The organism is Streptomyces sp. NBC_01233 (genome assembly GCF_035989305.1).
Taxonomy (GTDB): domain Bacteria; phylum Actinomycetota; class Actinomycetes; order Streptomycetales; family Streptomycetaceae; genus Streptomyces.
On the sequence record NZ_CP108514.1, the window covers coordinates 599849 to 623814 of the forward strand.

A 23966-nucleotide genomic window follows, 5' to 3' on the forward strand; every position below is an offset into this window, starting at 1 on the left:
GGCCCCTGCATGAGCCAGGGATGTACGGCGGTGGGGAGGAGAAGTCCATGTGCCGTGCGGGCGCCAGGCAATGGCCTCCCCCAGGGGACCCCAAGAGTAGGAAAAATGCGGAACCCTGACATGCTTTCGTTCATCCTTCGAACGGAAGGATCCAGCTTCCAGACCACCCCGCCCCTCTGGGGCAGCACCAGCCGGAGAGCCACCGCACATGTCGTACGCACCCGACGGGCAGCAGTACCAGCCGTACCGGCCGCAAGGGCAGACCCCGCAGCCGCCCCACGGCGACCAGTACGGCCAGCCGTACGGACAGCAGCCGTACGAGGCCGGGGGCGCGCCGCAGCCGCCCCACGGCCGGCCGCAGCCTCCGTACGGGCAGCAGCCGCAGTACGGGTACGAGTCGCAGGACCACCACGAGCAGCCCGAGCCCCCGTGCCGGAAGTCCCGGGGCCGGCGCTGGGCGATCGCGGGGGCCACCGTCCTCGCGCTCGCGGGCATATCGGCGCTCGTGATGAACCACTTCGAGATACCCCCCTTCACCGACAAGGGCTCCGCCGTGTCCTTCGGGCAGCAGCCCGCGGGCGGTGGCGGCAAGAAGAACGACGCACCGCAGCAGCCGGCGAACTCCAAGATGCTGATGCCGACCGGCCCCGCCGCCGAGTTCAAGAACTCGATGACCCTGCCCGACGGCACCCACGTGGCCGTCACCACGCTGGACGGCAAGAAGTCCGGCTTCAAGGGCAAGGTCTGGGTCTGGGCACCCAAGGAGTACAACGACCCGAAGTTCGCCAAGAGCGGCTTCCCGGTCATGATCGCCCTCCCGGGCGGTGCCGGTTTCCCGAGCAACTACTGGATGGGCACCGACCTCGGTCTGCAGACCAGCATCAGCAAGTGGTACGCCGAGGGGAAGAGCAAGCCCTTCATCCTGGCCATGCCGGTGCTCAACCCGGCGCCGGACGACAAGGGCGTCTACTGGGACGGCTCCGACATACCCGGCCAGCCCAAGATGGGCACCTGGCTGACCGAGGACGTCCCGGACCTGGTGAAGGCGAACTTCCGCACCGTCAAGTCCCGTGACGGCTGGGCCTTCATGGGCTCCTCCACCGGCGGGTTCGCGGGTCTGAAGGCCGTGCTGAAGCACCCGGACAAGTTCAAGGCCGTGATCGCCTCCGGCCCGGACATCGTCCCGGACTCCTCCCTCTGGAAGGGCCACGACAAGGAGAAGGCCGAGAACAACCCGGAGGTGCTGGCGAAGCAGCTCATCGACAGCAAGGGTCCGGACGTCTACCTCGCCTTCCAGGTCGGCGACAGCGAGAACAACAAGAAGACCCTTCCGGACGTGCAGAAGTTCATCGCCGCCTACGGCAACAAGGGGCCCGTCCACGCCGAGTTGAGGGTCATCAAGGGCGGCCAGCACAACGCCAAGACCTACGTCCCCAACATGGGTGAGGGACCGGTCCAGTTCATCAGCAAGGTCATGGAAGGACCCGTCGAGTAAGCGTCGACGCCCGCGTCCCCTCCGGTTCCCGCTCCGGCCCGCCGAACGCCTTCGGCGGGCCGTTGCCGTCCCAGGCCGCCCAGCCCGGGTCGCCCGTCACCGCGAACCGCACCCAGGCCGCGTGCATCTCGTCGGCCAGCGCCTGCGGGGCGCCCGGCCCGGCCAGCCAGGAGGCCTCCGGCGCCGCGAGCATGTCGAACACGAAGCCGATCTCCAGGGCGTGGCAGGCGCCCAGGCCCGGGACGCCGGAGGGCCAGCCGAACTCGTACAGGTAGCTCGGCGCCGCCCGCCGCGCCCCTGCGAGCCTGCGCAGCGGGTCGCGCAGCAGCCGGTCGGTGAGCAGCTGGCCGGCGAGCTCGGCCGGGCCCGCCCCGGGCAGGGCGGCGCGCAGCGCCCGTACGTCGGACCGGTCCTTGCCGGCGCGGGCGCGGGCCAGCGCCACGGCCAGCGGGCCCAGCCGGTCGAGGAGCCGCATCCCGCCGGTGGGGGCGAGCCAGAGCCGGTACTCGTCACTGGTCCATCCGAGGAGCAGGGGCACGTCGCCGGAGACGCCGGAGTCGGCCAGGGCGTCGAGCGGGTCCCCCGGGACCGTGGCGGGATCGGCGACCAGGCCGAAGGCGGGTCCGCCGAGGAGCGGGCCCGAGCGGCGCAGCACGGCCGCCTGGGCGGCGAGCAGGGTGGGCAGGGCGGTGGCCGCGAAGGCCCCGGCGGTGGCGTCCACCTTGAGCAGCGAGGCCATCCGCCGGACCACGGTGCGCACCTTGTCGCGCGGCAGGACCTCGGGGGCTCCGCTCTGCAGGACGGCACGGGCGAAGAGTCCGGCCGCGCGCGGGGCGGCCAGGAGGGCGCCGATGCTGATGGCTCCGGCGGATTCGCCGAAGACGGTGACGCGGGCGGGGTCCCCGCCGAAGGCCCCGATGTTGTCGCGGACCCACTCCAGGGCGGCGATCTGGTCGAGCAGGCCGCGGTTGGCGGGGGCGTCGGGGAAGAGGCCGTAGCCGAGGACGCCGAGGCGGAAGTTGCAGGAGACGAGCACGATCCCGTCGCGGGCGAAGGCCGAGCCGTCGTACACGGGGACGGCCGAGGAGCCGCGGGTGTGCGCCCCGCCGTGGATCCACACCATGACGGGCAGCCGGGCTCCGGGCGCCGGATCGGGCGTCCACACGTTCACGCTCAGGCAGTCGTCCCCGGGGATCTCGGGGTCGGGCAGCAGGGCCGCGTACGTGTCCGGGTAGGGAACCTTGGGCGCGGTGGGGCCGAAGGCGGTGGCGTCCCGCACGCCGTCCCAGGCGGCCGGGGGCCGGGGCGCCGCGAAGCGGAGGGCGCCGACGGGCGGGGCGGCGTACGGGATGCCCCGGAAGACGGCGGTGCCGTCGGCCGCGGTGCGGCCCTCGACCACGCCGGCCGCGGTCCTGACCCTCGGCCGGCCGCCGACTGCGGCTCCGGCGTCGCCCACTGCGCTCATCCAGTCCTCCTGAACCCTGGTGCTGGGCGCACGGTCGCACAGCCGTCCAACGGGTGACAAGGCGTGACCGTGCCCGGGCCCGCCCAGGTTGGACGGGCATGCGATTCGTGCGTATCCACCACACCACGGTGCCCGTCCTGCTGCTCGCGGGCGCCACGCTCCTCGGCGGCCCGGCCCTGGCCGCCACCGGGCCGGACTTCCAGTACGTCGGCCAGGACGACCAGGTCCACGGGCTCACCGCGCCGAAGGGCTGCGTCGAGGCGGAGGGCGGCGGCGCCCGGGCGGTCACGAACGGGACCCGGGGCCCGGCGACCCTCTACCGGGACCCGGGCTGCTCGGGCCGGGTGGTCGGGGTGCTGCGGCCCGGCGACGTCAGCCAGGTGCGGCCGTACTTCGCCTCGGTGCGCTTTCCCGTCACCGGGTAGGCCCAGCGGCCGTGACCCCTCGGCCGTCCCTGCGTTGTATGCCATGTCAAATGCCGCAGATTCTGCGGCGCCCCATATCTCACGAGGAGATCTTGATGTCGCGTATCGCGAAGGCATTCGCCATCACCGCTGTCACCGGTAGCGCCGTGGTCGCCGGTGCCGGTCTGGCCGTCGCCGATGCCGGAGCGCACGGTGCGGCGGTCGGCTCCCCCGGTGTCCTGTCGGGCAACCTGCTCCAGGTTCCGGTGCACGTCCCGGTCAACGTCTGCGGCAACACGGTGAACGTGATCGGTCTGCTGAACCCCGCGTTCGGCAACACCTGCGTCAACGCGTCGGGCCACGGCGACGAGCACCACACCGAGGGCGAGGGCTACGGCCACTGATCGCCTGATCGCCTGATCGACGAAGGGGCCCCCGCCGGACCGGCGGGGGCCCCTTCACGTGGGGAGGAGAGCGGACAGGGCGTCCTCGAGGTCTCCGATCCGGCGGTCGTGGACGGCGGCCATCCCCACTGCGCGGGCCGCGACGACGTTGTCGGCGGTGTCGTCGATGAACAGGCAGCGGTGGACGGGGACTCCGACCCGTTCGGCGGCCATGCGGTAGACGCGCGGATCGGGCTTCGCGACACCGATGCGGGAGGTGTTCACCACGGCGTCGGCGAGGTCTTTCAGGCCTTGTCGGGCGAGATCCGACTCCAATCGGGTGGTCGCGTTGGAAACCAGGGCGACGGCCACGACTTCGCGGACCCTGGTGAGCAGGGATACGACCTCGTGATCGACGCGTGGCACGAGTTCGGACCAGGCCGTGACGATGCTTCGGGCGCGGTCCATCGATCCGCATGCGTCGGCGAGGTCCGTGGCCACCGCCGCGCGCCACTGCTCGTCGGTGACCTCCCCGGTGATCGCGGGGTGCAGGCGGGACGGCGCGAAGGCGGCCGCCGCGATGGTGCCCGCGGGAAGCCCGTGGACGTGGTCGAGGTCGGTGGGGCCGGCAGCGGGCCAGTGCCGGAGGACGCCGTCGATGTCGCAGAGCACGGCGTCGTAGGGGCGGACCGTCATGGATCGGGACTCCTTGGTGGTGTTCCACCCGTGGCGGACCACGGGATGGGTACCGAAGGCATCCTCGCAGGCCGCCCCGCCGTATCACTCGTAGCGGTAGAGGTTCTGATGGCCGAGGATCTCGCGCGGAGTGATGTTCCACGGCGGCATGGGCTCGTCGAGGGAGATCACCCGGCCCTGCTGGAGGTCGCCGCGGGCGAGGGGGGTGGCGGGCAGGTATCCGGCAGCGGGGTGCTTCTGCTGCCAGCGGTCCCAGATCAGGTCCACGAAGGCGTGGTGCAGCCAGAAGGCGGGGTCGTTGGGCGCCGTGCCGCCCGTCATGTGCCCGCCGATCCACTGGTGGACCTTGTTGTGGTTGCGCCAGCGCTCGCTCTTGGGGGCGGCCCAGCCCTCCAGCTTGTTGCGGAAGCCGCCCGCGCCGGCGGTGGAGTCCCACGGCGAGGTGTCGTAGACCGGGTCGTCGATCGCCCACTGCAGTTCGGCCGCGGTGGGCAGCTTGATCGGGTTCTGCGGCCGGCCGAGGTTGCGGGTGAGGAACGCGGACTCCGTGATGCCCACGGTCACCGTCCAGTTGCCCTTGTCGTAGGCGAACGGCCCGGTCATCACCTTGCGGTCGCTCGCCCGGCCGGTGCCGCCGAGGAAGTCGTCGGCCCAGAGGGAGGAGACCGGGCTGGTGTCGGTGGTCCAGTCCCAGTACGGGATGGACACGGCCGGGTCGAGTTCCTGCAGCTTCCGCTCGAATTCGAGCAGGTACAGCCGGTGCCACGGGAAGAAGGAGGGTGACATGTGCCCCACGCGCAGCTTGCGGTCGCGGTCGGGCACGAAGTACTTGTCGTGCGTGCGCACCAGCGCGTCGTAGGCTCCGTTGCGCTTGAGCTCCAGCACCGCAGTCGTGAACCGCTTCTTCTGGGCACTGGTCAGGTTCTTCTGGTTCTGCCGGGTGTGCAATGCGGGGCTCCTCCCGTTCCCGTGGGTGTGTCAGCCGTGGTGCGGGGCGGCCGCGAACGCCAGCTGGGCCGTGCCGAGTTCGTCGACGGCGGCACGGGCCAGTTCCATCGGCGTCGCGTAGGACTCGAAGTGGTTGATCCCGCTGAGGTAGCTGCCGTCGGCCCGGCGCATGACGTGCAGCGGGCGGCCGTCGATGCGGACCCCGGCGACGTCGACGGCGATGTGCCGGCCGCGGTACGTCTCCTCCTCGGCGAACGGCGCCGGGGTGAGGGTCTGCCGGGGACGCCGGGCGCGCAGGACGGGCGCCAGGGCCGCGGCCGTACCGGCGAGCACGGCCGCGGTGAAGGCCGTACGCAGGACCGCGCGGCGGGTCAGTGGTGCGGCGGCGGATGCAGCGGACATACGGTCTCCCTCGCTCGGTGGCCGGCGGCTACGGGTCTAACGCCGCGCGGCGGACGAGGTCACCCGTGAGTGCTACACGGCCGCTTGTAGTAGAGGGTGGTGGGGTGCAGGCGACCGGCCGGGTCGGTGGCGTAGTCGGGGATGGTGCCGACCTCCGTCCAGCCCGCGGCGCGGTAGACGCGCTCGGCTCCACTGCCGGTCTCGGTGTCCAGGAAGAGCAGCACCACCCCGGCGCGGGCGGCGGCGGTCTCGGCCTCGTCGAGCAGGGAGCGGGCGGTGCCCCGGCCGCGGGCAGCCGGATGGACCATGAGCTTGCGCAGCTCGGCGCGGTGACGGCCGTTGGGCTTGGACTCCCGGTACCAGCTGACCGTGCCGTCGATGCGGCCGTCGTCGCCCGTGCGGGAGACCCACAGGGCGAGGGATCCCTCCTCGACGACGGGCAGCAGGGAGTCCCACCAGGCGGCGGCGCCGTCGTGGTCGAGGCCGGCGAGGAAGCCGAGCGAGGAGCCGCCCCCGACCACCGCGAGGAGGAGGGAGGCGAGTTCGTCGCGGTGCGCGCGGAGTCCGGCCGCGTCGAGCGCGGTGATGGTCGTCGTCATGCGGTGAGCGTAGGGATCACCCGGGGATGCGCTGCAGGCGGGGCAAGTGAAGGTCGCGGAAGACCGCGGCCAGGCGCAGGGTGAACACGAGGGCGGCGGAGACGTCGGTGGTGGCCGTGCCCGGGGCTCCGGCCCCGGGCAGGCCGAGGTAGGCGGCGGCGCCGGCGAGGGCGGCTGTCGCGTACACCTCCTCGCGCAGCAGCAGCGGCGGGAACTCCCCGCAGAGCACGTCGCGGACGACCTCGCCGGTGACTCCGGTGAGGACGGCGAGGATGAGGACGGCGACGGGGCTGACCTGGGCGTCCAAGGCGGCGCGGGCTCCGATGACGGTGACGACGGCGAGCCCGATGGCTTAGACGACCACGAGGGCACGGTGCGGGAGCTCCCGGCGGCGCAGTTAGATCATGGTCAGGACGGGCCACGGAGGCGATGAGGACGAGCAGCACCCGGTCGTGCGTCCAGTACAGCGGGTGCCGGTCGAGGATGAGGTCGCGCAGGGTGCCGCCGGAGAGGGCTGCCGCGTAGGCGAGGACCAGCCCGCCGAAGGGGTCCATGCGGGCGCGGTGCGCGGCGAGCACGCCGGAGGCGGCGAAGGCGGCTGTGCCGAGGAGGTAGAGGGCGTGCAGCATGGCGCCTCCTTCACGGGGCGGTCGGGTCGTCGGGGCGACCCGCCCGGCCTGCCGCACCCGGCGCCGGCGCCGCATCGGCCGTTCGGCCGTGGTCCACGTCGGCCGAAGGTACGCATCCCGTGCTCCTTCGGCGGCGTACGGTCCGGCAGCGTGCGGTTCTGCGGCCGGGTCAACGCGACTGGTTCCGGCTCCCGTTCCGGACTTGGCCGACCACTTCACGGACAGCCTGCGACACCACTTGAGGCCGCTCCACGGCGATCGCGTGTCCGCTGTCGGTGTCGGTGACGTGCCGGGCGCGCAGTTCGACGGCGAGGCGGTTCTGGGCGGCCAGCCAGGCCGGCCAGGTCGAACCGCTGTCTCCCACCTGCAGGTCCCACGGCTTGTCGGAGGTGAGCACGACGGCCGGTAGGGGGAAGGACAGCGGGGGCGCGGTCCGGATCTCGGCGACGCTGGCCGTGTAGTCGGGTACCTCCAGCCCCTTCGGCCCCTTCATCTCGTCGATCCTGCGCATCCAGTCCGACCACTGAGCCGGTGTCAGCGTGTCCCGCAGGTGGGTCGAGGCGCCGTCGACGGTGACCAGGCCGGCGACCCGGGGGACGCCCGTGCACGCGGACAGGGTGGTGATCATCGCGCCCCATGAGGCCCCGACCAGCACATAGGGGCCGTGTTCGTCGGCCGCGGAGAGCACGGCCCGCAGATCGGCTGCGCCTTCCGCCGCCGTCGTGGGCTGCGGCACCGGCGTCGAACGACTCGGCCTGTCGTCGAACCTCATGGTACCGGGACGGTCGTAGGCGCACACCCTCGTGAAGGAGGCGACCGTCGGGAGCACCGCCGACGCGCTCGGCGCCGGGGCGGCTGCCGGTTCGGCTGGGTCGACCGCGTGGGTCCACTCGTCCGCGGCGCCTCCCGTACCGGACACCAGCACCACCGTCGGCGAGCCGCTTCCCCGGCACTCCACGTAGACGCGGCGGCCGCCCTCCAGGGGCACCGTGCCCGCGAAGTCCCCGGGGACGGTGTCACCGGTGGGCGCCCCCGTTCCACCGGGGGCCACGCCCGGGCCGGCAGAGGCTGAGGCTGAGGCTGCCGGCGAAAGGCCTACCGCGACCGCAGCCGCAGCCACGGCCACGGCCACGGCCACGAGGGAAACGGCGAGCCGGCGGGGTCGACGTGCTGCGATGCGCAGTGCCGGGGGCCGGGGCCGTGAGGGCATGCATCCAGTCTGGCACCCGCGCACCGGGCACGCAGCGGCGGTGATCCCCCGGTCAGTACAGCTTGTTCACCGCGGTGCGCAGGATGTTCTTCCATGCCTCCACCGGCGGGGCACCCCAGTAGCTGGACCATTCGGCGAGTGTGACGGTGTCCCCGTCGCGGCCCACGCCCCACAGGTAATTGAAGTCGGGGCGTTCCTGGGCATCGGTGTCGACGGTGTGCATGCCCTGGAGGGTGGCGCCCTCCTCCACGTTCACCACACCGTGGTCGTAACCCGTCGCGGTCATGTCGGGCCGCTCGTTGCGGCGGCGTGGGCAGTCGGCGTAATTCTGCCGGGCCGCATCCGCGAACGCGGCGGCCTCGGCCTCGGTCGCGAAGACCACCACCTTCTGCTCGGCCGATGCGGTCTCCGCGGTGGAGAACTGCCGGTGCCAGACGTTCACCTCGGGCGGCCGCCACGTCCAGTCCGCCAGGCAGTTGTACCGCGAGCCCCAGCCCCGCTGGACCGGCGGAGCGGACCACCCGACCCCGTCCCCGAGGCGGATGTCGGAGATGTACAGGGTCCCCGGCCTCGGCCGCCACTGCTCGGCGCCCACGGCGGGCCCCGACGTCACGAACGCCAGCGCAGCGGCCGCCGCCACGGCGGCCGATCCGTGCATCCCCCCACGTACTCCCATCACGTTCCCCCTGTGCGCACCGGTGTCCCCGCCCCGGCCGGGACGCGGATACGCTCCAGCCTGCGCAACGCCGCCCCGGTCACGGAGGCCCTTCGGAGACGATGACCTGAATTCCCGTCGGACTGTCCGAAAACGACAAAGACCCCAACAGGGAACCTTTCCCTCCGGCAGGCGGCACGGGGGTCACCCGGCGCGGATCAGCAGGTCGACCTCCTTCTCCTGATCTCCCGCCACGGTCCCGCGGTCCTCGACGACGAAGGCGTGCGAGAGGGCGGCGACGACCCGGTCGACCGCGCGGGGGCCGCCCTGCAGGCCGACGTCGACGGTTCCGTCCAGGCCCATGGGCCCCGTCGTCCCGGGCTGGTCCGCCGCGACCACGGTCGTGCACCAGACGGTGGTCTTGCCGTGCGGCCCCGGTTCGAGCGCCACGCCTTCCGCCGACGCATCCGGAAAGGCCCGATCGAGAACGTCCAGGAGGACTCTGACGGCTTCTTCCGAGCAATGAGTGGCCGTGACCACCACTTCCGCCGATGACTGCCGTGATGCGCCGGCGTCGCTGGTCATCGCTTACCGCCTTCCTCGTCCGTCCGGGCGTGAGCGCCCTGCGGGCGACGTCGATCAGTGGCCGTGGGCATGTTTCGGATGCTGCTGGTTCATCCCGGGACCTCGGGGCATCACACGTCTCCTTCTTGCGGGGAGGTTCACCGCCATGCTGCGAGGCCACGCGGATTCCCGCACCTCGGATCCGCCACATGGCACCGTCGGCACGACCTGCCGGAGCGCCCCGCCGCCGGACGATCCGTCCGGGGCGTCGCGGGAGGCCGGATTCTCGGCCCTTCCCCGACGGTTCAGGGCCACCAGGCGGGGAAGGCGCGCAAGAGCCCAGCGGATCGAAGGGAGTGAGCGCCATGCGCATCGCGTTTCTGACCGCTCCGGAGGGGGTGGAGGAGGTCGAGCTCACCACGCCCTGGAAGGCCGTCGAGACGGCCGGCTGGATCCCCCAGCTGGTATCGACCGGGCCCGGACGGGTGCAGGCGTTCAACCACCTCGACAAGGCGAACACCTACCCCGTCGACCACCTACTGGCCGGAGACACCTCGGACGCCTTCGACGCACTCGTGCTACCGGGCGGTGTCGCCAATCCGGACGCCCTCCGCATGAACGACCGGGCCGTCGGCTTCGTCCGCAGCTTCTTCGAGACGGGCAAACCGGTCGCGGCGATCTGTCACGCGCCCTGGACCCTGATCGAGGCCGACGTCGTACGCGGCAGGACGCTGACGTCGTGGCCAAGCCTGGCGACCGACATCCGCAACGCGGGAGGCACCTGGGTCGACGAGGAGGTACAGGTGTGCCGCGCGGCCCCGTCAACGCTCATCACCAGCCGCAGGCCCGACGACCTCGACGCCTTCTGCACCACCCTCGTGAAGGAATTCACCCCCGCGCGCGACGACGATCTCGGCGCCCTTCGGAGCCCGTGAAAGGGCCGCAGCGAGTGCCGCACGCAGATCCTCCACGTGGTCGGCATCCATTTCGCCGCTCACCCGCACCACGCAAGGGCTCCGGAGCCCGGTTTCGGCAGGGGGCTCCGGTACGGGCGTGTCCTCGGCAGCCATGGCGCACCTCCTCGTACGCGGGGCGCCTGCCCCTCGCGGGACCTCTCAATCCCCTGCACGGCACAGGAAGGGGCTGCTCGCCTGCCCTCCCGTGACTCCGGCGGCAACCGCACCCGGATAATGGCACCGACCCGGGCGGCCACCGTGCGCGCGCTCGGTCGCAGCCCGACGCACTGACCGGGGAGACGAAGGATCGATGATGCTCGAAGCAGGCCAGCGGGTGAAATTGGCAGCAGACCTGAGGCTGGCCGGGTCGGTCGTTTCGGCCGAGGACTCCCCGGCGGCTGCCACGGGTGCCGTCGCCGGCTCGCTGTCCCTGGCATCGGGCACCGGGGGCACCGTCGAGCGGGTGAACGAGCCCCAGCCGCAGGAACAGGGTCCCGGCGTCCGCGAGTACGAACGGCTCAAGTCGCTCCTCGACGGCTTCGGCCACCAGATGCCCTCGGGGACCAGGAAGCAGCTCGAAGAGCAGGTCGGCTCGCTGGAACCCGAGTGGATCGCCTACCAGGAGCAGCAGCTCCACGTGACCGTCCGCGTACGCCTCGACAACGGTTTCGTCCTCGACGACGCACACGTAGAGGTCTTCACGTCCGACTGATCTCCCGGGTCGTGGTCGGTACCCGGGCCGCTGCGTCTTCTGGCAGGCTCGTGCGTACCGCGTTTCACTGGAGAGTGCCGCAACCGCGCGCCCGCAGCGGAATCGCTCCGTCCATCGCGGACCCCGCCGGGCGCACGCCGGGAGGTCCCGTGAACACCCACACGCCACCCCGCTTCGACCCCACCCGCGTCCCCCACCTGCTGGGATCGTTCGCGCCGGTCACGGAAGAGGTGGACGTCGCCGATCTGGAGGTGCCGGGCGAGCTGCCGGCCTCCTTGGACGGCCTGTACTTGCGCAACGGCCCCAATCCCCGTTTCACGCCGATCGGCTCGTACCTGTACCCCATCGACGGCGACGGCATGCTGCACGGGGTCTGGCTTTCCGGGGGCCGCGCCCGCTACCGCAACCGCTTCGTACGCACTCCCGCGGTGGAGGCCGAGGAACGCGTCGGGCACGCCCTCTGGGGCGGCCTCGGGCCGGTCGCCCGCGCCCGCATCCCCGTCCGGGTCCCGCTCGGCCTGCACGGCTGCTGGCTTCCCACCGAGCCCTGAACCCGGCAGGCGCCCCGCCGCGCCTCCACGGCCGCCCGGGTCACCTGCGCAGCAGGGCGCAGACGAAGTCCTCCTGGACGTCCCGGACCTGTGCGAGGAGGTCGGGGTTGTTGTCGAGGGACGTCTGCGTGCTGATCGAGAAGGTCAGGGAGCGGCGGCCGTCCGCCGTGGCCGCCACCAGCTGCGTGTAGCCGGCCGTGTTTCCGGTGTGGCCGTAGACCGCTCCGCAGCGCGTCGTGTAGCGGTAGATGGCCAGGCCCGCCTCGGTGCGGCCGGGGCCGGGGGGCTGGGACAGGGCGCCTGGGATGAACGTGAACTGCTGCCTGCGGGTGCGGTCCGAGACGAGCGTGCCGCCCGCGTAGCCCCGGATGAACGCCGTCAGGTCCTTCGGCGTCGAGACGATGCCCCCGGCCGCCCAGGCCCCCGAGGCGCTCACGGCCTCGCTGACGTCGACGGGCCCGGTCTGCGGGTCGATCTGGTAGCCGTGGAGGAAGGGCACGGGCAGTCGGTAGCCCTGGGGCAGGCTCGTGGCGTCCAGGCCCAGCGGCTCGTAGACGAGCTCGCGCAGCAGTGTCTCGTACCGGCGTCCGGTGGCGGCCTCGGCCATCAGGGCGATGGCGATGTTGTCGGAGTTGGAGTACTGGTAGCGGCTGCCCGGCCGGAATTCGAGGTCCTCGTCGGCGACGAAATCCAGCAGGCGCCGGGAGTCGAAGCGGTGGCGGGGGTCCTCGGAGATGATGTCGACGAACCCGGGGGACGCCGAGTAGTCGGGCAACCCGCTGGTGTGGTTGAGCAGTTGACGCAGCGTCACCTGGTGCCATGCGACCGGCTGAGCGGGCAGCACCTCGCCGATCGTGTCGTTCAGGTGCAGCCGGCCGCGGTCGACGAGCCCGAGGGCCACCGCTCCGCTGAAGGCCTTGGCGACACTGGCGATCCGCATGTGGTCGGTCGCCCTCGGCGGCCGCCCGCTCTCCACGTCGGCCACGCCCGCCCGGTAGACCTGCGTACGGTCGCCGTCGCGCAGGACGGCAATGACCCCGGGGGGCCCGTCGGCGCGCTCCACGAGCTCCCGCAGCTGCTGCTGGAGGGAGGCCGCGGGCGCCGGGGCGCGGTCCGCTCCGGCCTGCGCGGGCTGCACGGAGGCGCCGAGCAGGGCGCCGCACACGGCCGTGGCGGCGGCCAGGCGCAGCGAGGGGCGGATCCGGCGGGCGTGGCCGTACGGGCGTGAGGACACGGAGGTACCTCCAGGGGACGACGGAGCGCGGCGGCCCCACGATGGCAGGAGCCGCGCCGGTGCCGGCGGCGACACGGCCGCGCGCCGGCCGGCGGTGCTCCATCCGGCCCTGGCAGGCGCGCACGCTCCGGAGACTCCCACCCACCTCAACCAATCACCTTTCATTCATTTCAGATTCATGAATAGAACCTCACATTCGAAGGTCATATGGCGAGTTCGATCTACGATCCATCCATCTCCTCGCGCTCCTCGTGTCCGGCTGCGGCGCTCATCATCGCGATCGTCGCGCTCGCCCCGGTCACGCGCGGGGTGGTCGGCACGATGATCGGCACGAACGCCGCGATCTTCCCGATGACGGTCGTCGCGACGTTCGGGGTCGCCCGCATCGTGGAGTCCAACCTGCTCTCCGTCGAACCCGGCGTGATCGAGGCGGCGCGCTCGATGGGCGCGAGCCCGCTGCGGATCCTGCTCACGGTCCTCGTTCCCGAGGCGCTCGGACCCCTCGTGCTCGGCCTGACCTTCATGCTCGTCGCGCTGATCGACTTCTCGGCGGTGGCGGGCACGGTCGGCGCAGGAGGCGTCGGCAACCTGGCGATGGCCTACGGCTACCTGCGGCACTCGTACAGTCGGCGCAGCTGCTCGGCAACGTGGTGTCCCGCAAGGTGCTCCGCCGCTGACGCCGTGCGCGGGCGCTGCCGTCCCGGGCGCCGGCGGGACCGCCGGCGCCCAGGACGATCAGCCGAACTGGGCGGTGATGTGCTGGAGCGGGACGAACTTGAAGTTCTGGTTGCCGCTGGTGCCGGGGGCACCGTTGGAGCCGTCCTGGCAGATGAACACGCCCTGGGGGAAGGCGGGGCCGAGGTTGGCCGAGGTGGCGTCGATGCCGTCGGTGTCCTCGCAGTCGTCGGCCGCCGTGCCGTTGGAGACGGAGAAGCGGCCGAGGTAGGCGCGGGTGGTGCGGTCGTACACGGTGAAGTCGTTGCTGCCCTGGGAGGAGACGTAGATCCGGTTTCCGGCGGCGGTGATGCCCTCGGTGTCGGCGGTGATGTGGCCGCCCGAGCCGGCGGAGTCGAGCTTGGTGCGGCTGGTGCCGGCGGTGGGCTCGGCCCCGTACACCCAGACGCCGACGTCCTCTTCGCCGAGGTAGAGCTTGCCGGTGGTCTCGTCGGCGTAGCATCCCTCGACCGCGGAGCCCGCGTCCCACAGGCGGACGGAAGTCGCGGTCACCGCATCACCGTTGACGGCGAGCTCCCACTGCTCGACGCTGCCGGAGGTGGAGTTGGGGAAGGCGTACAGCTTGCCCGAGGCCGGCGAGGTGTAGAGGCAGATGCCGTGCGCGGTGACCTCGGTGGGCACGTCCGCCAGCCGCTTGAGCTGCCGGGTCGCGGGGTCGATGCGGTAGACGTGCATGGCACCGTTGCCGCCGGCGGCCTCGTCGTCGGCCGAGACCACGATGTCGCCGCGCAGGTCGACGTTGTTGCCGTAGTCGCCGGTGATCCGCTGGATGCGGGCGCCGGTCATGTCGTAGACCTCCAGCGCGCCCTTCTTGTCCGTTCCGACGACCACCGACTTGGCGGGGGTCGGTCGGGTGGACCCAGAGGGCGGGGTCGTCGGCGGCGTCGCCGCTGTGCGAGACCGGGGCGGTCTCCACGGTGGCGGTGACGGATATCGCCGCCGCGTGAGCCGGGGCGGCCGGCAGGGCCAGGGTGGCCAGGACGGCGGCAGGCAGCGCGGCCGCACGGACGGAAAGGGCGAAGGACACCGGGTTCCCCTCGGTCGGGTGAAGGACAGGGGGAGGGTAGAGAGGCCCGGCGAGCACGGCGTGAACGGCAGTTGAACCGGCCGCGGTCTCCGCGCCGGCCGGGCGGGAGCCGCTGGGGCGGAATTTCCCGCGCCGCAGCTCGGACCGGTAACTATGCTGGCGAGGCTCGGACGTCGGCCCACCGCAGCCGTCCGAACCGCAACGTGCCCCATCCGCGCGGCTCTTGCGGATGCTGCCCGAGCCCGCCTCCCCTCGGCCCCCAGGAGCCCCATGAGCGACCCGATCGGCATCCGCGCGACCCTGCTGGTCCTGTACTCGCCCCGGCTCGAAGAGTGCCGGCGCTTCTACGAAGACCTGGGTCTGCACTTCGCGAGCGAGCAGCACGGGCGGGGCCCCCGCCACTACGCGGCCACGCTGGCGGACGGTGCGGTTTTCGAGCTCTACCCCGCCCGCCCCGGCCGCGAGACCGGTGCCCTTCGCCTGGGCCTCACCCTCACCGGCGCCGCCGCGACCCCACCGCTCGGGCCCGGCCGCCATCTCCTCACGGACCCCGACGGCCGGACCGTCGACATCCACTCGACCGGGCGACGTGACTCGTGATCTTGTTCGGCGTTGGTCCCTCGGGGCCCGTCCGGCCCTGAGGGACATCTGCCGGCAGGGTCCGTGCCGCGTCGCGGGCCGGGAAGAATGCGTGAGGTCGTCTGCCATGCACTCCGTCACCAGGAAGATCGCCGCGGGAATCGGAACAGCGGCTGCCGCTCTCGGCTGCGTCATCGCCACGGGACCGTCCGCGGTGGCGGACGGCAAGTGGTGCAACCACTCGGTCTGCATCGAGACCTACGACACGGGCACCTACCTGGGCCGGGTGGAGGTGTCGGTCACCAACACCAACCAGCCGAACCGCATCAGTGCCCGCGTGTGGACCACCAACGGCTGGAGCGCCGACACCAAGGTCGAGGACGTCGCCAAGTTCAGGACCTACCGGGACCACGCCTACCCGCAACGGCGCTTCCCCGCGGGCACCCGGCTCTGCGCGGAGGGTTTCCGCGGGGGCGCCAGCGTGGGCCTGCCCTGCGTCACCCTCACCGGCTGAGCTCCTCGTCCGCACCGGGCCCGACGATGCGGCCGTCGCGCAGCTCCACGACCCGGTCGGCGAGTTCGATCAGGTTGGGGTCGTGGGTGGCGACGAGGATGGTGACCGACTCGCTGCGCACGACCGCACGCAACAGCTCCATGATCGACCGGCCCGTCTCGGAGTCGAGCTGACCCGTGGGTTCGTCCGCGATGATCAGGTCGGGGTCGTTGGCCAGGGCGCGGGCCACCGCGACGCGCTGCTGCTGACCGCCGGAGAGCTCGCCGGGGCGCTGCTCGGCGTGGTCCGCGAGGCCGACCAGGGCGAGCAGGGTCCTGGCACGTTCCTCGCGCTCCTTGGCGGGTACGCGGCGCAGTCGCATCGGCACGCCGACGTTCTCGGCGGCGGTGAGGACGGGGATCAGGCCGAAGGACTGGAAGACGAACCCGATGCGGTCCCGGCGCAGTGCGAGCAGGTCCGCCTCGTCGAGGGCGGCCAGGTCGGTGCCGTCGAGGGTGATCCGGCCGCTGGTCGGCGTGTCGAGGCCGCCGACGAGGTTCAGCAGGGTGGTCTTGCCCGAGCCCGACCGGCCCCTGAGGGCGGTGAGTTCACCGCGGCGGACCTCGAAGGACACGCCGCGCAGGGCGTGGACGGCCTGCGGTCCGCTGCCGAAGCTGTGGTGCAGGTCGTCCACCACCACGATCGGCGTGCCCGCGCCCTCCCGCGCCGTCGCCACCGCCGCCGCCACCGGTGCCTGATGGTTGTTGCTCATCGCATGTACTCCCCCGTCGAGTTGTCCGCATCGCTCGCGTCGTCCGCGTGGAGCGCCCCGCCCCGCGGTCCGCACCCGCCGCCGTTGCAGCTTCCTGATCGCATTTGCGCATCCGTCGCACCTTTCACGCAAGCCCCTTCCCTCTCTGGTTCGAATCTGACAGCATCGTCCGCTATCCGGTACCGAAGGTCCGGACGGGGGAGGGAATTCAACACGTGCTCGGCTTCGTCGTGCGCCGACTGCGCGGGCGATGGCCGCTCGCCGTCGCCGTACTGCTCACCGTACTGATCACCGCGACCGCTCTGACCGCGCTGACGGCATTCACCCGTGGCGTGGAGGAGGAGGGACTGCGGCAAGCCCTGACCGGCTCGGAACAGGCCCGGACCACCGTCGTGGTCACCAGCGGCCATCCGGCCTCCGCCCGCGCCAAGGACGACGAGTCCGTCCGGGCCTACGCGAGCGAGGTCTTCGGGCGGCTTCCGGTCACCACCGAGAGCGTGGCCCGCAGCCGTTCGTACGGGCTTCCCGGCACTGCCGCCTCGGGTCGCGACGCCGACCTGACCCTGCTCGCCGCCCTTGCCCGGGAGCACGTACAACTGCTCGCCGGCGAGTGGCCCGGGCCCGTCGCCGCAGGGGCTGCCGGCACCCCGGCGGCGCCGATGCAGGTGGCCGTGCCGCGCGCGGCGCTGGCCCGGCTCGGCCTGGCCGAGGCCGCGCTGCCCGCGCCGGTCCGGCTGGACGACCGGTTCGACGGGGCTGCGCTCACCGTGCTGGTCACCGGCGTGTACCGGGCCACCGATCCGGACGCCGGGTACTGGCGGCTCGACCCGCTCGGCGGCCGGGAGATCCAGTCCAGCACCCTCGCCACCTACGGCCCTCTCCTGGTGGACGACAGCGCGTTCACGACCGGCGGCCTCCTGCAGAACTACCGCCTCACGCTGCTGACCCCGGACCTGAGCACGATCCGCACCTCCGAGGCCGGGGCCGTCCGGACCGCCACGAACCCCGCGGGGGCCGCCCTGGAGCGCGCCACCTCGCTCCGGGCCGCCACCGAACTGCCGAAACTCCTCTCCGAGTTGGACTCCGGCCTGCTCGTCGCCCGGTCCACCCTCCTGGTGGGCGCGCTCCAGCTCGCCGTCCTCTCGACGGCCGCGCTGCTCCTCGTCTCCCACATCCTGACGGTCCGCCAGGAACCGGAGCGCGTCCTGCTCACCGCGCGCGGCGCCTCCCGCCGGCGCCTCGGCGCGCTCGGCGCGGCCGAGTCGCTGCTGCTCGCCCTGCCCGCGGCCGTCCTGGCACCGCTGCTCACACCGCCCCTGCTGCGCCTGTTCAGCCGGTTCGGACCGCTCGGGCGGGTTCACCTGGACATCCCGGACACCTGGCTGGTCTGGCCGGTCGCGGCCGGCTGCGCCCTGGCCTGTGTCCTGCTGACCACCCTGCCGTCCGTCCTGCGCGGCGCCTCGGCCGCCGTGCTGCGCCGCGCCGGCAGCAGGCAGGCCCTGGTGACGGGCGCAGCGCGCTCCGGGCTGGACCTGGCCGTGCTGGTCCTCGCCGTCCTCGGCTACCAGCAGCTGTCGCAGTACGGGGGTACGGACGCCCGCGTGCCCGCCTCCTCCACCGGCGGCGGGCTCGGCGTCGACCCGGTCCTGGTCGCCGCCCCGACCCTGGCCCTCTGCGGGGGAACGCTGCTGGTCCTGCGCCTGCTGCCGTTCGCGGCGCGGGCCGGCGGACGACTGGCGGCACGCGGCCGGAGTCTGGGCCCCGCCCTGTTCGGCTGGCAGCTCGCCCGTCGACCCGGCCGGGCCACCGGACCAGTGCTCCTGCTCGTCCTCGCCGTCTCCAGCGGGATCCTCGCCCTCGGCCAGCACATCGCCTGGTCCGAGTCCCAGCGCGACCAGGCCGACTTCGCGACCGCGGGCGGCCTGCGGATCTCCGGGAGCAGCATGGCCCCGATGGGGCAGGGCGGACGCTACGGGGCACTGCCGGGTGCGGACCGCCTGATTCCGGTGGTCCGCCGGGCACAGCCGCTCCCCGGCGGGGGCACCGCCGACCTCATCGCGTTGGACGCCACCAAGGTGGGCGAAGGCGTACCGCTGCGCGCGGACCTGCGCGGCGGCCACGGGATGCGGGAACTGTTCGCCCCGCTCGCCGCGGAGGGCCCGGATGCCCCGACCGGGTCCGCGGCCGCCGGCGCCGCAGGAGCCGCCCCCGGGCAGGCTCCCGGTGTCGACCTGCCCGGCTCCCCCCGGCGGATCGAGCTCGGCGTGACGGCACGGTCCGAAGGTACGAGTTGGGCGGCCGTGAGCCTACTGCTGCGCGACCGGTTCGGAGCGACCCACGGGACGCCCTCGGTCACGCTGCCCACCAGCGGCGACGCCACTCTCACCTTCCCCCTGGACACCCTGACCGGTGCCCCGATCGGTTCGGCAGCAGCCCCGCTGACCCTGGCGGGGATACGCCTCTCGTATGCCGGGGACGAAGGCCCCGCGGGCAACGGCAGCGAACTGACCCTGCGCCGGATCGGCGTCTCCGACACCGCGGACGGCGGTGCGACGGCGGTCGCCGCACCCGGCCCCGCGGCCACGGGCGGCTGGCAGTCCTCGCCCCCGCAGGGACCCCGCAGCATGCGGGCCCCCGCGCTCTCCCCGGTTCCGGCCGGTTCCACGGACCACCTGCAAGTGCGGTACTGGGGCGGGTCCGGCACCGAAAAGGGTGTCAGCGCCGTGCTGTTCCCCGCGCCCACCGCCCCTGCCCCCGCCGCGGTCCCGGCGGTCGCCACCACCGACTACCTGCGGTCCGTAGGCGCCTCCGTGGGTGCGACCGTCCCCGTCACGCTCGACGGCGCGACGATCCCGATGCGGGTCACCGCTGCCCTGGACTCCCTTCCGGTGGTCGGACGGTCGGGGCTCGCCGTCGACCTGCGCACGCTCGGCCGGTTCCTGGTGGAGTCCGCCGGACAGCAGCCGGCCCCGCCCACCGAGTGGTGGCTGCCCGCCGCCTCGGCCGCCGATCCGGTCCCGGCCCGCGCGGCGGACAAACTGCGCGAAGGATCCCGGACCGAGCGCGTCCAGCTGCGCGAGGAAATCACCGCGCACCTGTTGGAGGATCCGCTGAGCGCCGGCCCGCAGAGCGCGCTGGCCGCCCTCGCCGCCGCGTGCGCGGTCCTGGCGGCCATCGGATTCGCAACGTCCACCGCCGCCGAACGGCGCGTGCGCGGCCGGGAGTTCTCGGTCCTGCTCGCGCTCGGCACCCCGCGCCGGTCGCTGGCCCTGGCGTCCGCCGCCGAGGGCGGAGTACTGATCGTCATCGGAACCGCGGTCGGGACCGGGCTGGGTGGCGCCCTGGTCCACCTGATGGCGCCCCTGGTCGTGCTGACACCCGCCGCCGGGCGGCCGTTCCCGCCCGTACGGGTGGACCTGCCGTTCTGGCAGACCCTGCTGACGGCCGCCGCCATCGCCGCCGTTCCCCTGCTGTCGGCCGTGCTCAGCGGCCCCCGGGGCCGCGACATCGCCGCCCGGCTGCGTCCCGTGGAGGAGATGTGACCACCCCGCCGCCGTCCGCCGCGCCGCCGTCGGAAGCCACCCCGCCGTCCGCCGCTGCCCCGCGGTCCGGGCCACGGCCCGCGCCCTGGGTCAGGACCCGGTTGCGGGCGGCTCCGCTGGGTACCCTGCTCGCCGCCGCGCTGGCGTTCGTCGCCGTCCTGCTGGCCGCCGCGCTGCCGCGGGCCCAGGACCGGGGCGCCGACCAGGCCCTGAGGTCCTTCCTGGAAGGCAGCGGGCAGAGCGACACCAGTCTGCAGGTGACCGCGCCGGCCCCCATGTCCGGGCAGAGCGCCGAAGCCCTGGACGGCACCCTGAAGAGCCTGCTGTCCCATACCGGAAACACCTTCCGCGTCGACCCGGACGCGGTGGTCCACGGCACGCGGACCACCAAGCGGCAACCGCTGCTGAATCCGGAACTGTCCCGCCCGCACCGCCTCCCGCCCGAGATGTCCCTGCTGTACTTCAAGCAGGCGCAGGAGCACGTGAAGCTGGTGGAGGGGCGCTGGCCGAGCGACACCCCCCGGCCCGCCGGAGCCGCCGCGTACGATCCGCCGCTCCAGGTCGCCCTGTCGCAGCAGGCCGCCGACACCATCAACGCCCGCGTCGGGTCCGTCCTCAAGAGCACGCCCCTGATCGACGGCACGCCGTCCGTGGAGGTCGTGGGCCTCTACTCGGTCACGGACGAGACCGAGGACTTCTGGGTGAACCAGGACTGCCTCCCGCGCGCCTGCAAGAAGTTCGTCGGGGAGAGCTACCTGTGGGAGGCCGACGCCCTGATCGGGGCCGGCGACCTCAACCGGATGGACCTCTGGGGCCACAACGCCGAGGACTTCTGGCGCCTCCCGGTGGAGGTCGGCCGGCTGCGGGCCGACCGGCTGGACGCCACGAAGGAGGAAATCGCCTCGTACGTGGCCGGTCCCACCGCCGCCGCCATCGCCATCGAGACCCGCCGCGAGCGGATACGGACCACCTCGTGGCTGCCCGAACTGTTCAAGCAGGCCCACGACCGCCGGCAGGCCGCGGCGCCGCTCGCCCTGATCGGACCCGCCGGGGTCGGCGGGGTCGCCTTCGTCGTCCTGTGCCTGGCCGGCGCGCTCGCCGCGGACCGCCGCGACGCCGAGCTACGGCTGCTGCTGGCCCGGGGCGGCTCACGCGCCGGCATCGTCGGCCGGCTCCTCGGGGAGGGCGCCGTCACGGTGCTGCCGGCGGCCGCGGCCGCCACCGCGCTCGCCGTACTGCTGCTGCCCACGCCCCGGCTCGCCCCCGCGCTGCTCTCGGCCGCGGTGGTCGCACTGCTCGCGCTGCTGGCCTTCCCCGTACGGGCGGCCGTACTGCTGACCCCGCCGCGCCCGGCCGGGCGGTGGCGCCGGCCCGTGGCCGAACTGCTCGTCGTCATCGCCACGGCCGCCGCCGTAGTGGAGGTCCGCCGCCGCGGGGTCGCCCCGGCCGGCAGCGACCCCGACCCGCTGCTGATCGCGGCTCCGCTGCTGCTGGCGCTGTGCGGTGGGCTGCTGCTGGCCCGGCTCCAGCCGGTCGTGACCGGCTGGCTCGCACGGGCGGCCGGCCGGCGCTCCGGGCTGGTCGGCTTCCTCGGACTGGCCCGGGCCGCGCGTGGCTCGGGGGCGGGCGGGACCAACGCGCGTGGCCGGACCGGTCCCTCAGTCCTGCCGATGGTGGCACTGCTCCTCGCCATCACCACCGGGGGGTTCGGGGCCGCCGTCCTGGACTCGGTGGACGCGAACCGGCTGGGGGTGGCCCGGCTGGCGGTCGGCGCAGACGCGGCGATCTCCGCGTTCGGGAAGGCCTCGCTGCCGGACGGACTCGCGAAGGCCGCCGGCGAGCTGCCGGGCGTACGCACCTCCGTGCCGCTGTGGATCGACCACGACTCCTCGGTCCTCGGCACGACCCAGCGCTCCACCCAGATCTCCGTGATCATCGCGGAGCCGGCCGCGTACGCGGAGCTGTCCCGCGTCCTCGGCTGCGGCTCCTTCGACCCCGCCCTGCTGGCCGCGGGCGGCTCGCAGTCCGCCGACGCGCCCGTGCCCGCGCTGTTCAGCGCCGGGCTGGCACGGCTGGCGGGCCCGGGCACGTACACCTTGCAGCCCGGCAACGGCCGTGAGCTGAAGGTACGGGTCGCGGGCGTGATCGACTGCACGCCGGCCCGGCCCGCCCGGGACGCCGCGACCGTCATCCTCCCGGCGGGCCCGGCGACGGCGCTCATCGGCGCCGACCGCCCGAACCAGTGGCTGGGCCTGGGTTCCGTCGACGGTGACCGGCTGCGCGCGCTGGTCCGGGCCGCGCTCCCGCCGGCGCCCTCGACGAACCAGGCCCAGGCTCCGGCTCCGGCACCCGCCGCGGGCCAGGGTCCGGCCGCCGGGACGCAACCCGCCGACGAGGTGTATCCCGTGCGCACCAGCGCGGAGGCCGTCGCCGAGCTGGGCGCCGATCCGCTGCAGCGGTCGGCCCAGCGCCTCTTCTGGGCCTCCGTGGCCGGAGCGGCCGGCTTCGCACTGCTGGCCGTACTGCTGACGCTGATGCGGACCGTCCCCGAACGGGCGGCCCTGCTCGCCTGGCTGCGCACCATGGGGCTGCGCCGCCGCCAGGGCGTGGCGCTGATCCTCGCCGAGAGCCTGCCGCAGACCCTGGCCGCGACCCTGGGCGGGGCCCTGGTGGCGGCCGCCGCGGTGGGGTTGCTGGGCCCGGCAATGGACCTGTCCACGCTGGTCGGAGCGGGTGTGCCGACCGGTGTACGGCTCACGGCGGGCCCCGTACTGACCCAGGCCCTGGGCCTGGCCGCCCTGGTCGCCGCGGCCGTGCTCGTCGAGGCGGCGACATCCGGGCGACGGCAGATCACCACCGAGTTGAGAGCGGGAGACCAGCGTTGAACACCGACCAGCCGACGTACGAGGAGCTGCGCCGCCGGGCGACGGCCGCCGCGGAGCCGCGCACCCCGGCGGCGGACACCGCGATCGCCTGCGACCGTCTGGTCCGGATCTTCAGCACGGACGGCATCGAGGTACAGGCCCTCCAGGGACTGGAGCTGACGGTCGCCCAGGGCGACCTGGTGGCCCTCGTGGGCGCCTCGGGCAGCGGCAAGTCCACCCTCCTGAACATCCTGGCGGGCCTGGACGTCCCGACGGCGGGCAGCGCGGCGGTCGCCGGTTACGACCTGCTGGACCTGTCGGCGCGGGACCGGCTGCGCTACCGGCGCGAAGCGGTCGGCTTCGTCTTCCAGCAGACGGCCCGCAACCTGCTGCCGTTCCTGACGGCCGCGCAGAACGTGGCCCTGCCGATGCAGTTGAGGGGTGGCGGCGGCCGCGGCGGCGCGCGTCAAGGGGCCGCGGGGGCGCGCCGGTCCGCCCGGGTCGCGGAGATCCTGGACGCCCTCGGGATCGGCGAACTGGCGCACCGGCGCCCGGCGGAACTGTCCGGCGGCCAGCAGCAGCGCGTCGCGATAGCCGTGGCGATGGCCAACGACCCCAGGGTCCTGCTGGCCGACGAACCCACGGGCGAACTGGACTCCGAGACGGCCGCTGCGGTCTTCGAGACGTTCCGTACGGTGAACAAGGAGCTCGGCGTCACGGTGGTCATCGTGACGCACGACCCCATGGTGGCGGGCGAGGTCCGCCGCACCGTGGCGATCCGCGACGGCCGCACCAGCAGCGAGGTCCTGCGCCGCCTGGTCACCGACGAGCACGGCGAGGAATCGATCAGCGAACGCGAGTACGTCGTCCTGGACCGCTCCGGGCGCGTCCAGCTCCCCCCGAAGTTCCTGGAGGCCCTGGGCATGGAGCACCGCTTGGCGGTCGACCTGGCCGCGGACCACATCGAGCTGCGCCCGGACCGGAGCCACGGCTGAACCGCGCACGGCCCGGCCCCCAAGGGTGCCGGGCCGTGCGCGCGTTCACGTGCCGC

Annotated in this window: 22 protein-coding genes and 4 pseudogenes; 12 read left to right on the forward strand and 14 right to left on the reverse strand. The window is 73.3% G+C overall.

The window, feature by feature from the left end:
- Positions 1-208: 208 nt before the first annotated feature.
- Positions 209-1495, forward strand: a complete 1287-nt coding sequence (locus OG332_RS03000) for an alpha/beta hydrolase (protein ID WP_327411946.1) — start codon at positions 209-211, stop codon at positions 1493-1495.
- Here OG332_RS03000 and OG332_RS03005 read toward each other — a convergent pair.
- Positions 1473-2960: a carboxylesterase/lipase family protein gene (locus tag OG332_RS03005; protein ID WP_327411947.1), complete on the reverse strand. Its 1488-nt coding sequence runs from the start codon at positions 2958-2960 to the stop codon at positions 1473-1475. The genes OG332_RS03000 and OG332_RS03005 overlap by 23 nt on opposite strands.
- 98 nt (positions 2961-3058) lie before the next feature.
- On the opposite strand from OG332_RS03005, the gene OG332_RS03010 reads away from it, so the two are divergent.
- Together OG332_RS03010 and OG332_RS03015 are read left to right on the forward strand one after the other, a co-directional pair.
- Positions 3059-3385, forward strand: coding sequence for a hypothetical protein (locus OG332_RS03010; protein WP_327411948.1), 327 nt, complete (start codon positions 3059-3061; stop codon positions 3383-3385).
- Between the two features lie 95 nt (positions 3386-3480).
- A complete protein-coding gene (locus OG332_RS03015; protein WP_327411949.1) occupies positions 3481-3768 on the forward strand; it encodes a chaplin in 288 nt (95 codons plus the stop codon).
- 54 nt (positions 3769-3822) lie between these two features.
- Here OG332_RS03015 and OG332_RS03020 read toward each other — a convergent pair whose 3' ends face one another.
- The 9 genes and pseudogenes from OG332_RS03020 to OG332_RS03060 all read right to left on the reverse strand — a co-directional run bounded on the left by OG332_RS03020 (position 3823) and on the right by OG332_RS03060 (position 9336).
- Positions 3823-4443, reverse strand: coding sequence for an HAD-IA family hydrolase (locus tag OG332_RS03020; protein WP_327411950.1), 621 nt, complete (start codon positions 4441-4443; stop codon positions 3823-3825).
- A gap of 84 nt (positions 4444-4527) precedes the next feature.
- Positions 4528-5391 (reverse strand): tyrosinase family protein, encoded by an 864-nt coding sequence (locus tag OG332_RS03025; protein WP_327411951.1) that lies wholly within the window; start codon positions 5389-5391, stop codon positions 4528-4530.
- A 30-nt stretch (positions 5392-5421) separates the two neighbouring features.
- Positions 5422-5793: a tyrosinase family oxidase copper chaperone gene (locus OG332_RS03030; protein ID WP_327411952.1), complete on the reverse strand. Its 372-nt coding sequence runs from the start codon at positions 5791-5793 to the stop codon at positions 5422-5424.
- Positions 5794-5852: 59 nt separating this feature from the next.
- A complete protein-coding gene (locus tag OG332_RS03035) occupies positions 5853-6392 on the reverse strand; it encodes a GNAT family N-acetyltransferase (RefSeq protein ID WP_327411953.1) in 540 nt (179 codons plus the stop codon).
- A 16-nt stretch (positions 6393-6408) separates the two neighbouring features.
- Entirely contained in the window at positions 6409-6699 is a 291-nt protein-coding gene (locus tag OG332_RS03040; protein ID WP_327411954.1) for a TRIC cation channel family protein, read from the reverse strand.
- Positions 6700-6877: 178 nt separating this feature from the next.
- Positions 6878-7096 (reverse strand): annotated as a pseudogene (locus OG332_RS03045) (TRIC cation channel family protein); the annotation flags it as partial.
- Between the two features lie 94 nt (positions 7097-7190).
- Positions 7191-8072, reverse strand: coding sequence for an alpha/beta fold hydrolase (locus OG332_RS03050; RefSeq protein ID WP_327411955.1), 882 nt, complete (start codon positions 8070-8072; stop codon positions 7191-7193).
- A gap of 211 nt (positions 8073-8283) precedes the next feature.
- Positions 8284-8907, reverse strand: a complete 624-nt coding sequence (locus OG332_RS03055; RefSeq protein WP_327411956.1) for a hypothetical protein — start codon at positions 8905-8907, stop codon at positions 8284-8286.
- 183 nt (positions 8908-9090) lie between these two features.
- Positions 9091-9336 (reverse strand): hypothetical protein, encoded by a 246-nt coding sequence (locus tag OG332_RS03060; protein ID WP_327411957.1) that lies wholly within the window; start codon positions 9334-9336, stop codon positions 9091-9093.
- A gap of 479 nt (positions 9337-9815) precedes the next feature.
- Here OG332_RS03060 and OG332_RS03065 point away from each other — a divergent pair, with 479 nt between their 5' ends.
- The 3 genes and pseudogenes from OG332_RS03065 to OG332_RS03075 all read left to right on the forward strand — a co-directional run.
- Complete coding sequence (locus OG332_RS03065; RefSeq protein WP_327411958.1) at positions 9816-10385, forward strand: type 1 glutamine amidotransferase domain-containing protein; 570 nt, start codon at positions 9816-9818, stop codon at positions 10383-10385.
- Between the two features lie 331 nt (positions 10386-10716).
- Positions 10717-11118 carry a hypothetical protein gene (locus tag OG332_RS03070; RefSeq protein WP_327411959.1) on the forward strand — a complete coding sequence of 134 codons (402 nt, stop codon included), beginning with the start codon at positions 10717-10719 and terminating at the stop codon, positions 11116-11118.
- A gap of 149 nt (positions 11119-11267) precedes the next feature.
- A pseudogene (locus OG332_RS03075) lies at positions 11268-11591 on the forward strand (carotenoid oxygenase family protein); the annotation flags it as partial.
- 118 nt (positions 11592-11709) lie between these two features.
- On the opposite strand, the gene OG332_RS03080 reads toward OG332_RS03075, so the two are convergent.
- A complete protein-coding gene (locus OG332_RS03080) occupies positions 11710-12903 on the reverse strand; it encodes a serine hydrolase domain-containing protein (protein WP_442816097.1) in 1194 nt (397 codons plus the stop codon).
- A gap of 207 nt (positions 12904-13110) precedes the next feature.
- Here OG332_RS03080 and OG332_RS03085 point away from each other — a divergent pair.
- Positions 13111-13440: pseudogene (locus tag OG332_RS03085) on the forward strand (ABC transporter permease subunit); the annotation flags it as partial.
- Positions 13441-13638: 198 nt separating this feature from the next.
- Here OG332_RS03085 and OG332_RS03090 read toward each other — a convergent pair.
- Both OG332_RS03090 and OG332_RS03095 read right to left on the reverse strand, forming a co-directional pair.
- Entirely contained in the window at positions 13639-14469 is an 831-nt protein-coding gene (locus OG332_RS03090; protein ID WP_327411960.1) for a phytase, read from the reverse strand.
- A gap of 64 nt (positions 14470-14533) precedes the next feature.
- Positions 14534-15049, reverse strand: a pseudogene (locus tag OG332_RS03095) (hypothetical protein); the annotation flags it as partial.
- Between OG332_RS03095 and OG332_RS03100 the strand changes: the two are divergent.
- The gene (locus OG332_RS03100; protein WP_327411961.1) at positions 14936-15265 is read left to right on the forward strand and encodes a glyoxalase/bleomycin resistance/dioxygenase family protein; all 330 of its coding nucleotides are present in this window, start codon (positions 14936-14938) and stop codon (positions 15263-15265) included. The pseudogene OG332_RS03095 and the gene OG332_RS03100 overlap by 114 nt on opposite strands.
- 106 nt (positions 15266-15371) lie before the next feature.
- Positions 15372-15758, forward strand: a complete 387-nt coding sequence (locus OG332_RS03105; protein ID WP_327411962.1) for a hypothetical protein — start codon at positions 15372-15374, stop codon at positions 15756-15758.
- On the opposite strand, the gene OG332_RS03110 is transcribed toward OG332_RS03105, so the two are convergent.
- On the reverse strand, positions 15748-16509 hold the full coding sequence (locus OG332_RS03110) for an ABC transporter ATP-binding protein (protein ID WP_327411963.1): 762 nt from the start codon (positions 16507-16509) through the stop codon (positions 15748-15750). The two genes, OG332_RS03105 and OG332_RS03110, sit on opposite strands and share 11 nt — an antisense overlap.
- A 215-nt stretch (positions 16510-16724) precedes the next feature.
- Here OG332_RS03110 and OG332_RS03115 point away from each other — a divergent pair, with 215 nt between their 5' ends.
- The 3 genes from OG332_RS03115 to OG332_RS03125 are packed head-to-tail and all read left to right on the forward strand — an operon-like array spanning position 16725 to position 23910.
- Positions 16725-20051, forward strand: a complete 3327-nt coding sequence (locus OG332_RS03115) for an ABC transporter permease (protein WP_327411964.1) — start codon at positions 16725-16727, stop codon at positions 20049-20051.
- Positions 20048-22936 (forward strand): hypothetical protein, encoded by a 2889-nt coding sequence (locus OG332_RS03120; RefSeq protein WP_327411965.1) that lies wholly within the window; start codon positions 20048-20050, stop codon positions 22934-22936. Before OG332_RS03115 ends, OG332_RS03120 begins: the two co-directional genes overlap by 4 nt.
- The gene (locus tag OG332_RS03125) at positions 22933-23910 is read left to right on the forward strand and encodes an ABC transporter ATP-binding protein (protein WP_442816098.1); all 978 of its coding nucleotides are present in this window, start codon (positions 22933-22935) and stop codon (positions 23908-23910) included. The genes OG332_RS03120 and OG332_RS03125 overlap by 4 nt, the downstream gene beginning before the upstream one ends.
- The last annotated feature ends 56 nt before the right edge of the window (positions 23911-23966 follow it).

What these genes read in the sequence shown, in the direction of transcription:
- OG332_RS03000 (WP_327411946.1), top strand. Translation starts at nt 209, where the DNA reads ATGTCGTACGCACCCGACGGGCAGCAGTACCAGCCGTACCGGCCGCAA.
- OG332_RS03005 (WP_327411947.1), bottom strand. Translation starts at nt 2,960, where the DNA reads ATGAGCGCAGTGGGCGACGCCGGAGCCGCAGTCGGCGGCCGGCCGAGG.
- OG332_RS03010 (WP_327411948.1), top strand. Translation starts at nt 3,059, where the DNA reads ATGCGATTCGTGCGTATCCACCACACCACGGTGCCCGTCCTGCTGCTC.
- OG332_RS03015 (WP_327411949.1), top strand. Translation starts at nt 3,481, where the DNA reads ATGTCGCGTATCGCGAAGGCATTCGCCATCACCGCTGTCACCGGTAGC.
- OG332_RS03020 (WP_327411950.1), bottom strand. Translation starts at nt 4,443, where the DNA reads ATGACGGTCCGCCCCTACGACGCCGTGCTCTGCGACATCGACGGCGTC.
- OG332_RS03030 (WP_327411952.1), bottom strand. Translation starts at nt 5,793, where the DNA reads ATGTCCGCTGCATCCGCCGCCGCACCACTGACCCGCCGCGCGGTCCTG.
- OG332_RS03035 (WP_327411953.1), bottom strand. Translation starts at nt 6,392, where the DNA reads ATGACGACGACCATCACCGCGCTCGACGCGGCCGGACTCCGCGCGCAC.
- OG332_RS03055 (WP_327411956.1), bottom strand. Translation starts at nt 8,907, where the DNA reads ATGGGAGTACGTGGGGGGATGCACGGATCGGCCGCCGTGGCGGCGGCC.
- OG332_RS03065 (WP_327411958.1), top strand. Translation starts at nt 9,816, where the DNA reads ATGCGCATCGCGTTTCTGACCGCTCCGGAGGGGGTGGAGGAGGTCGAG.
- OG332_RS03070 (WP_327411959.1), top strand. Translation starts at nt 10,717, where the DNA reads ATGATGCTCGAAGCAGGCCAGCGGGTGAAATTGGCAGCAGACCTGAGG.
- OG332_RS03100 (WP_327411961.1), top strand. Translation starts at nt 14,936, where the DNA reads ATGAGCGACCCGATCGGCATCCGCGCGACCCTGCTGGTCCTGTACTCG.
- OG332_RS03105 (WP_327411962.1), top strand. Translation starts at nt 15,372, where the DNA reads ATGCACTCCGTCACCAGGAAGATCGCCGCGGGAATCGGAACAGCGGCT.
- OG332_RS03110 (WP_327411963.1), bottom strand. Translation starts at nt 16,509, where the DNA reads ATGAGCAACAACCATCAGGCACCGGTGGCGGCGGCGGTGGCGACGGCG.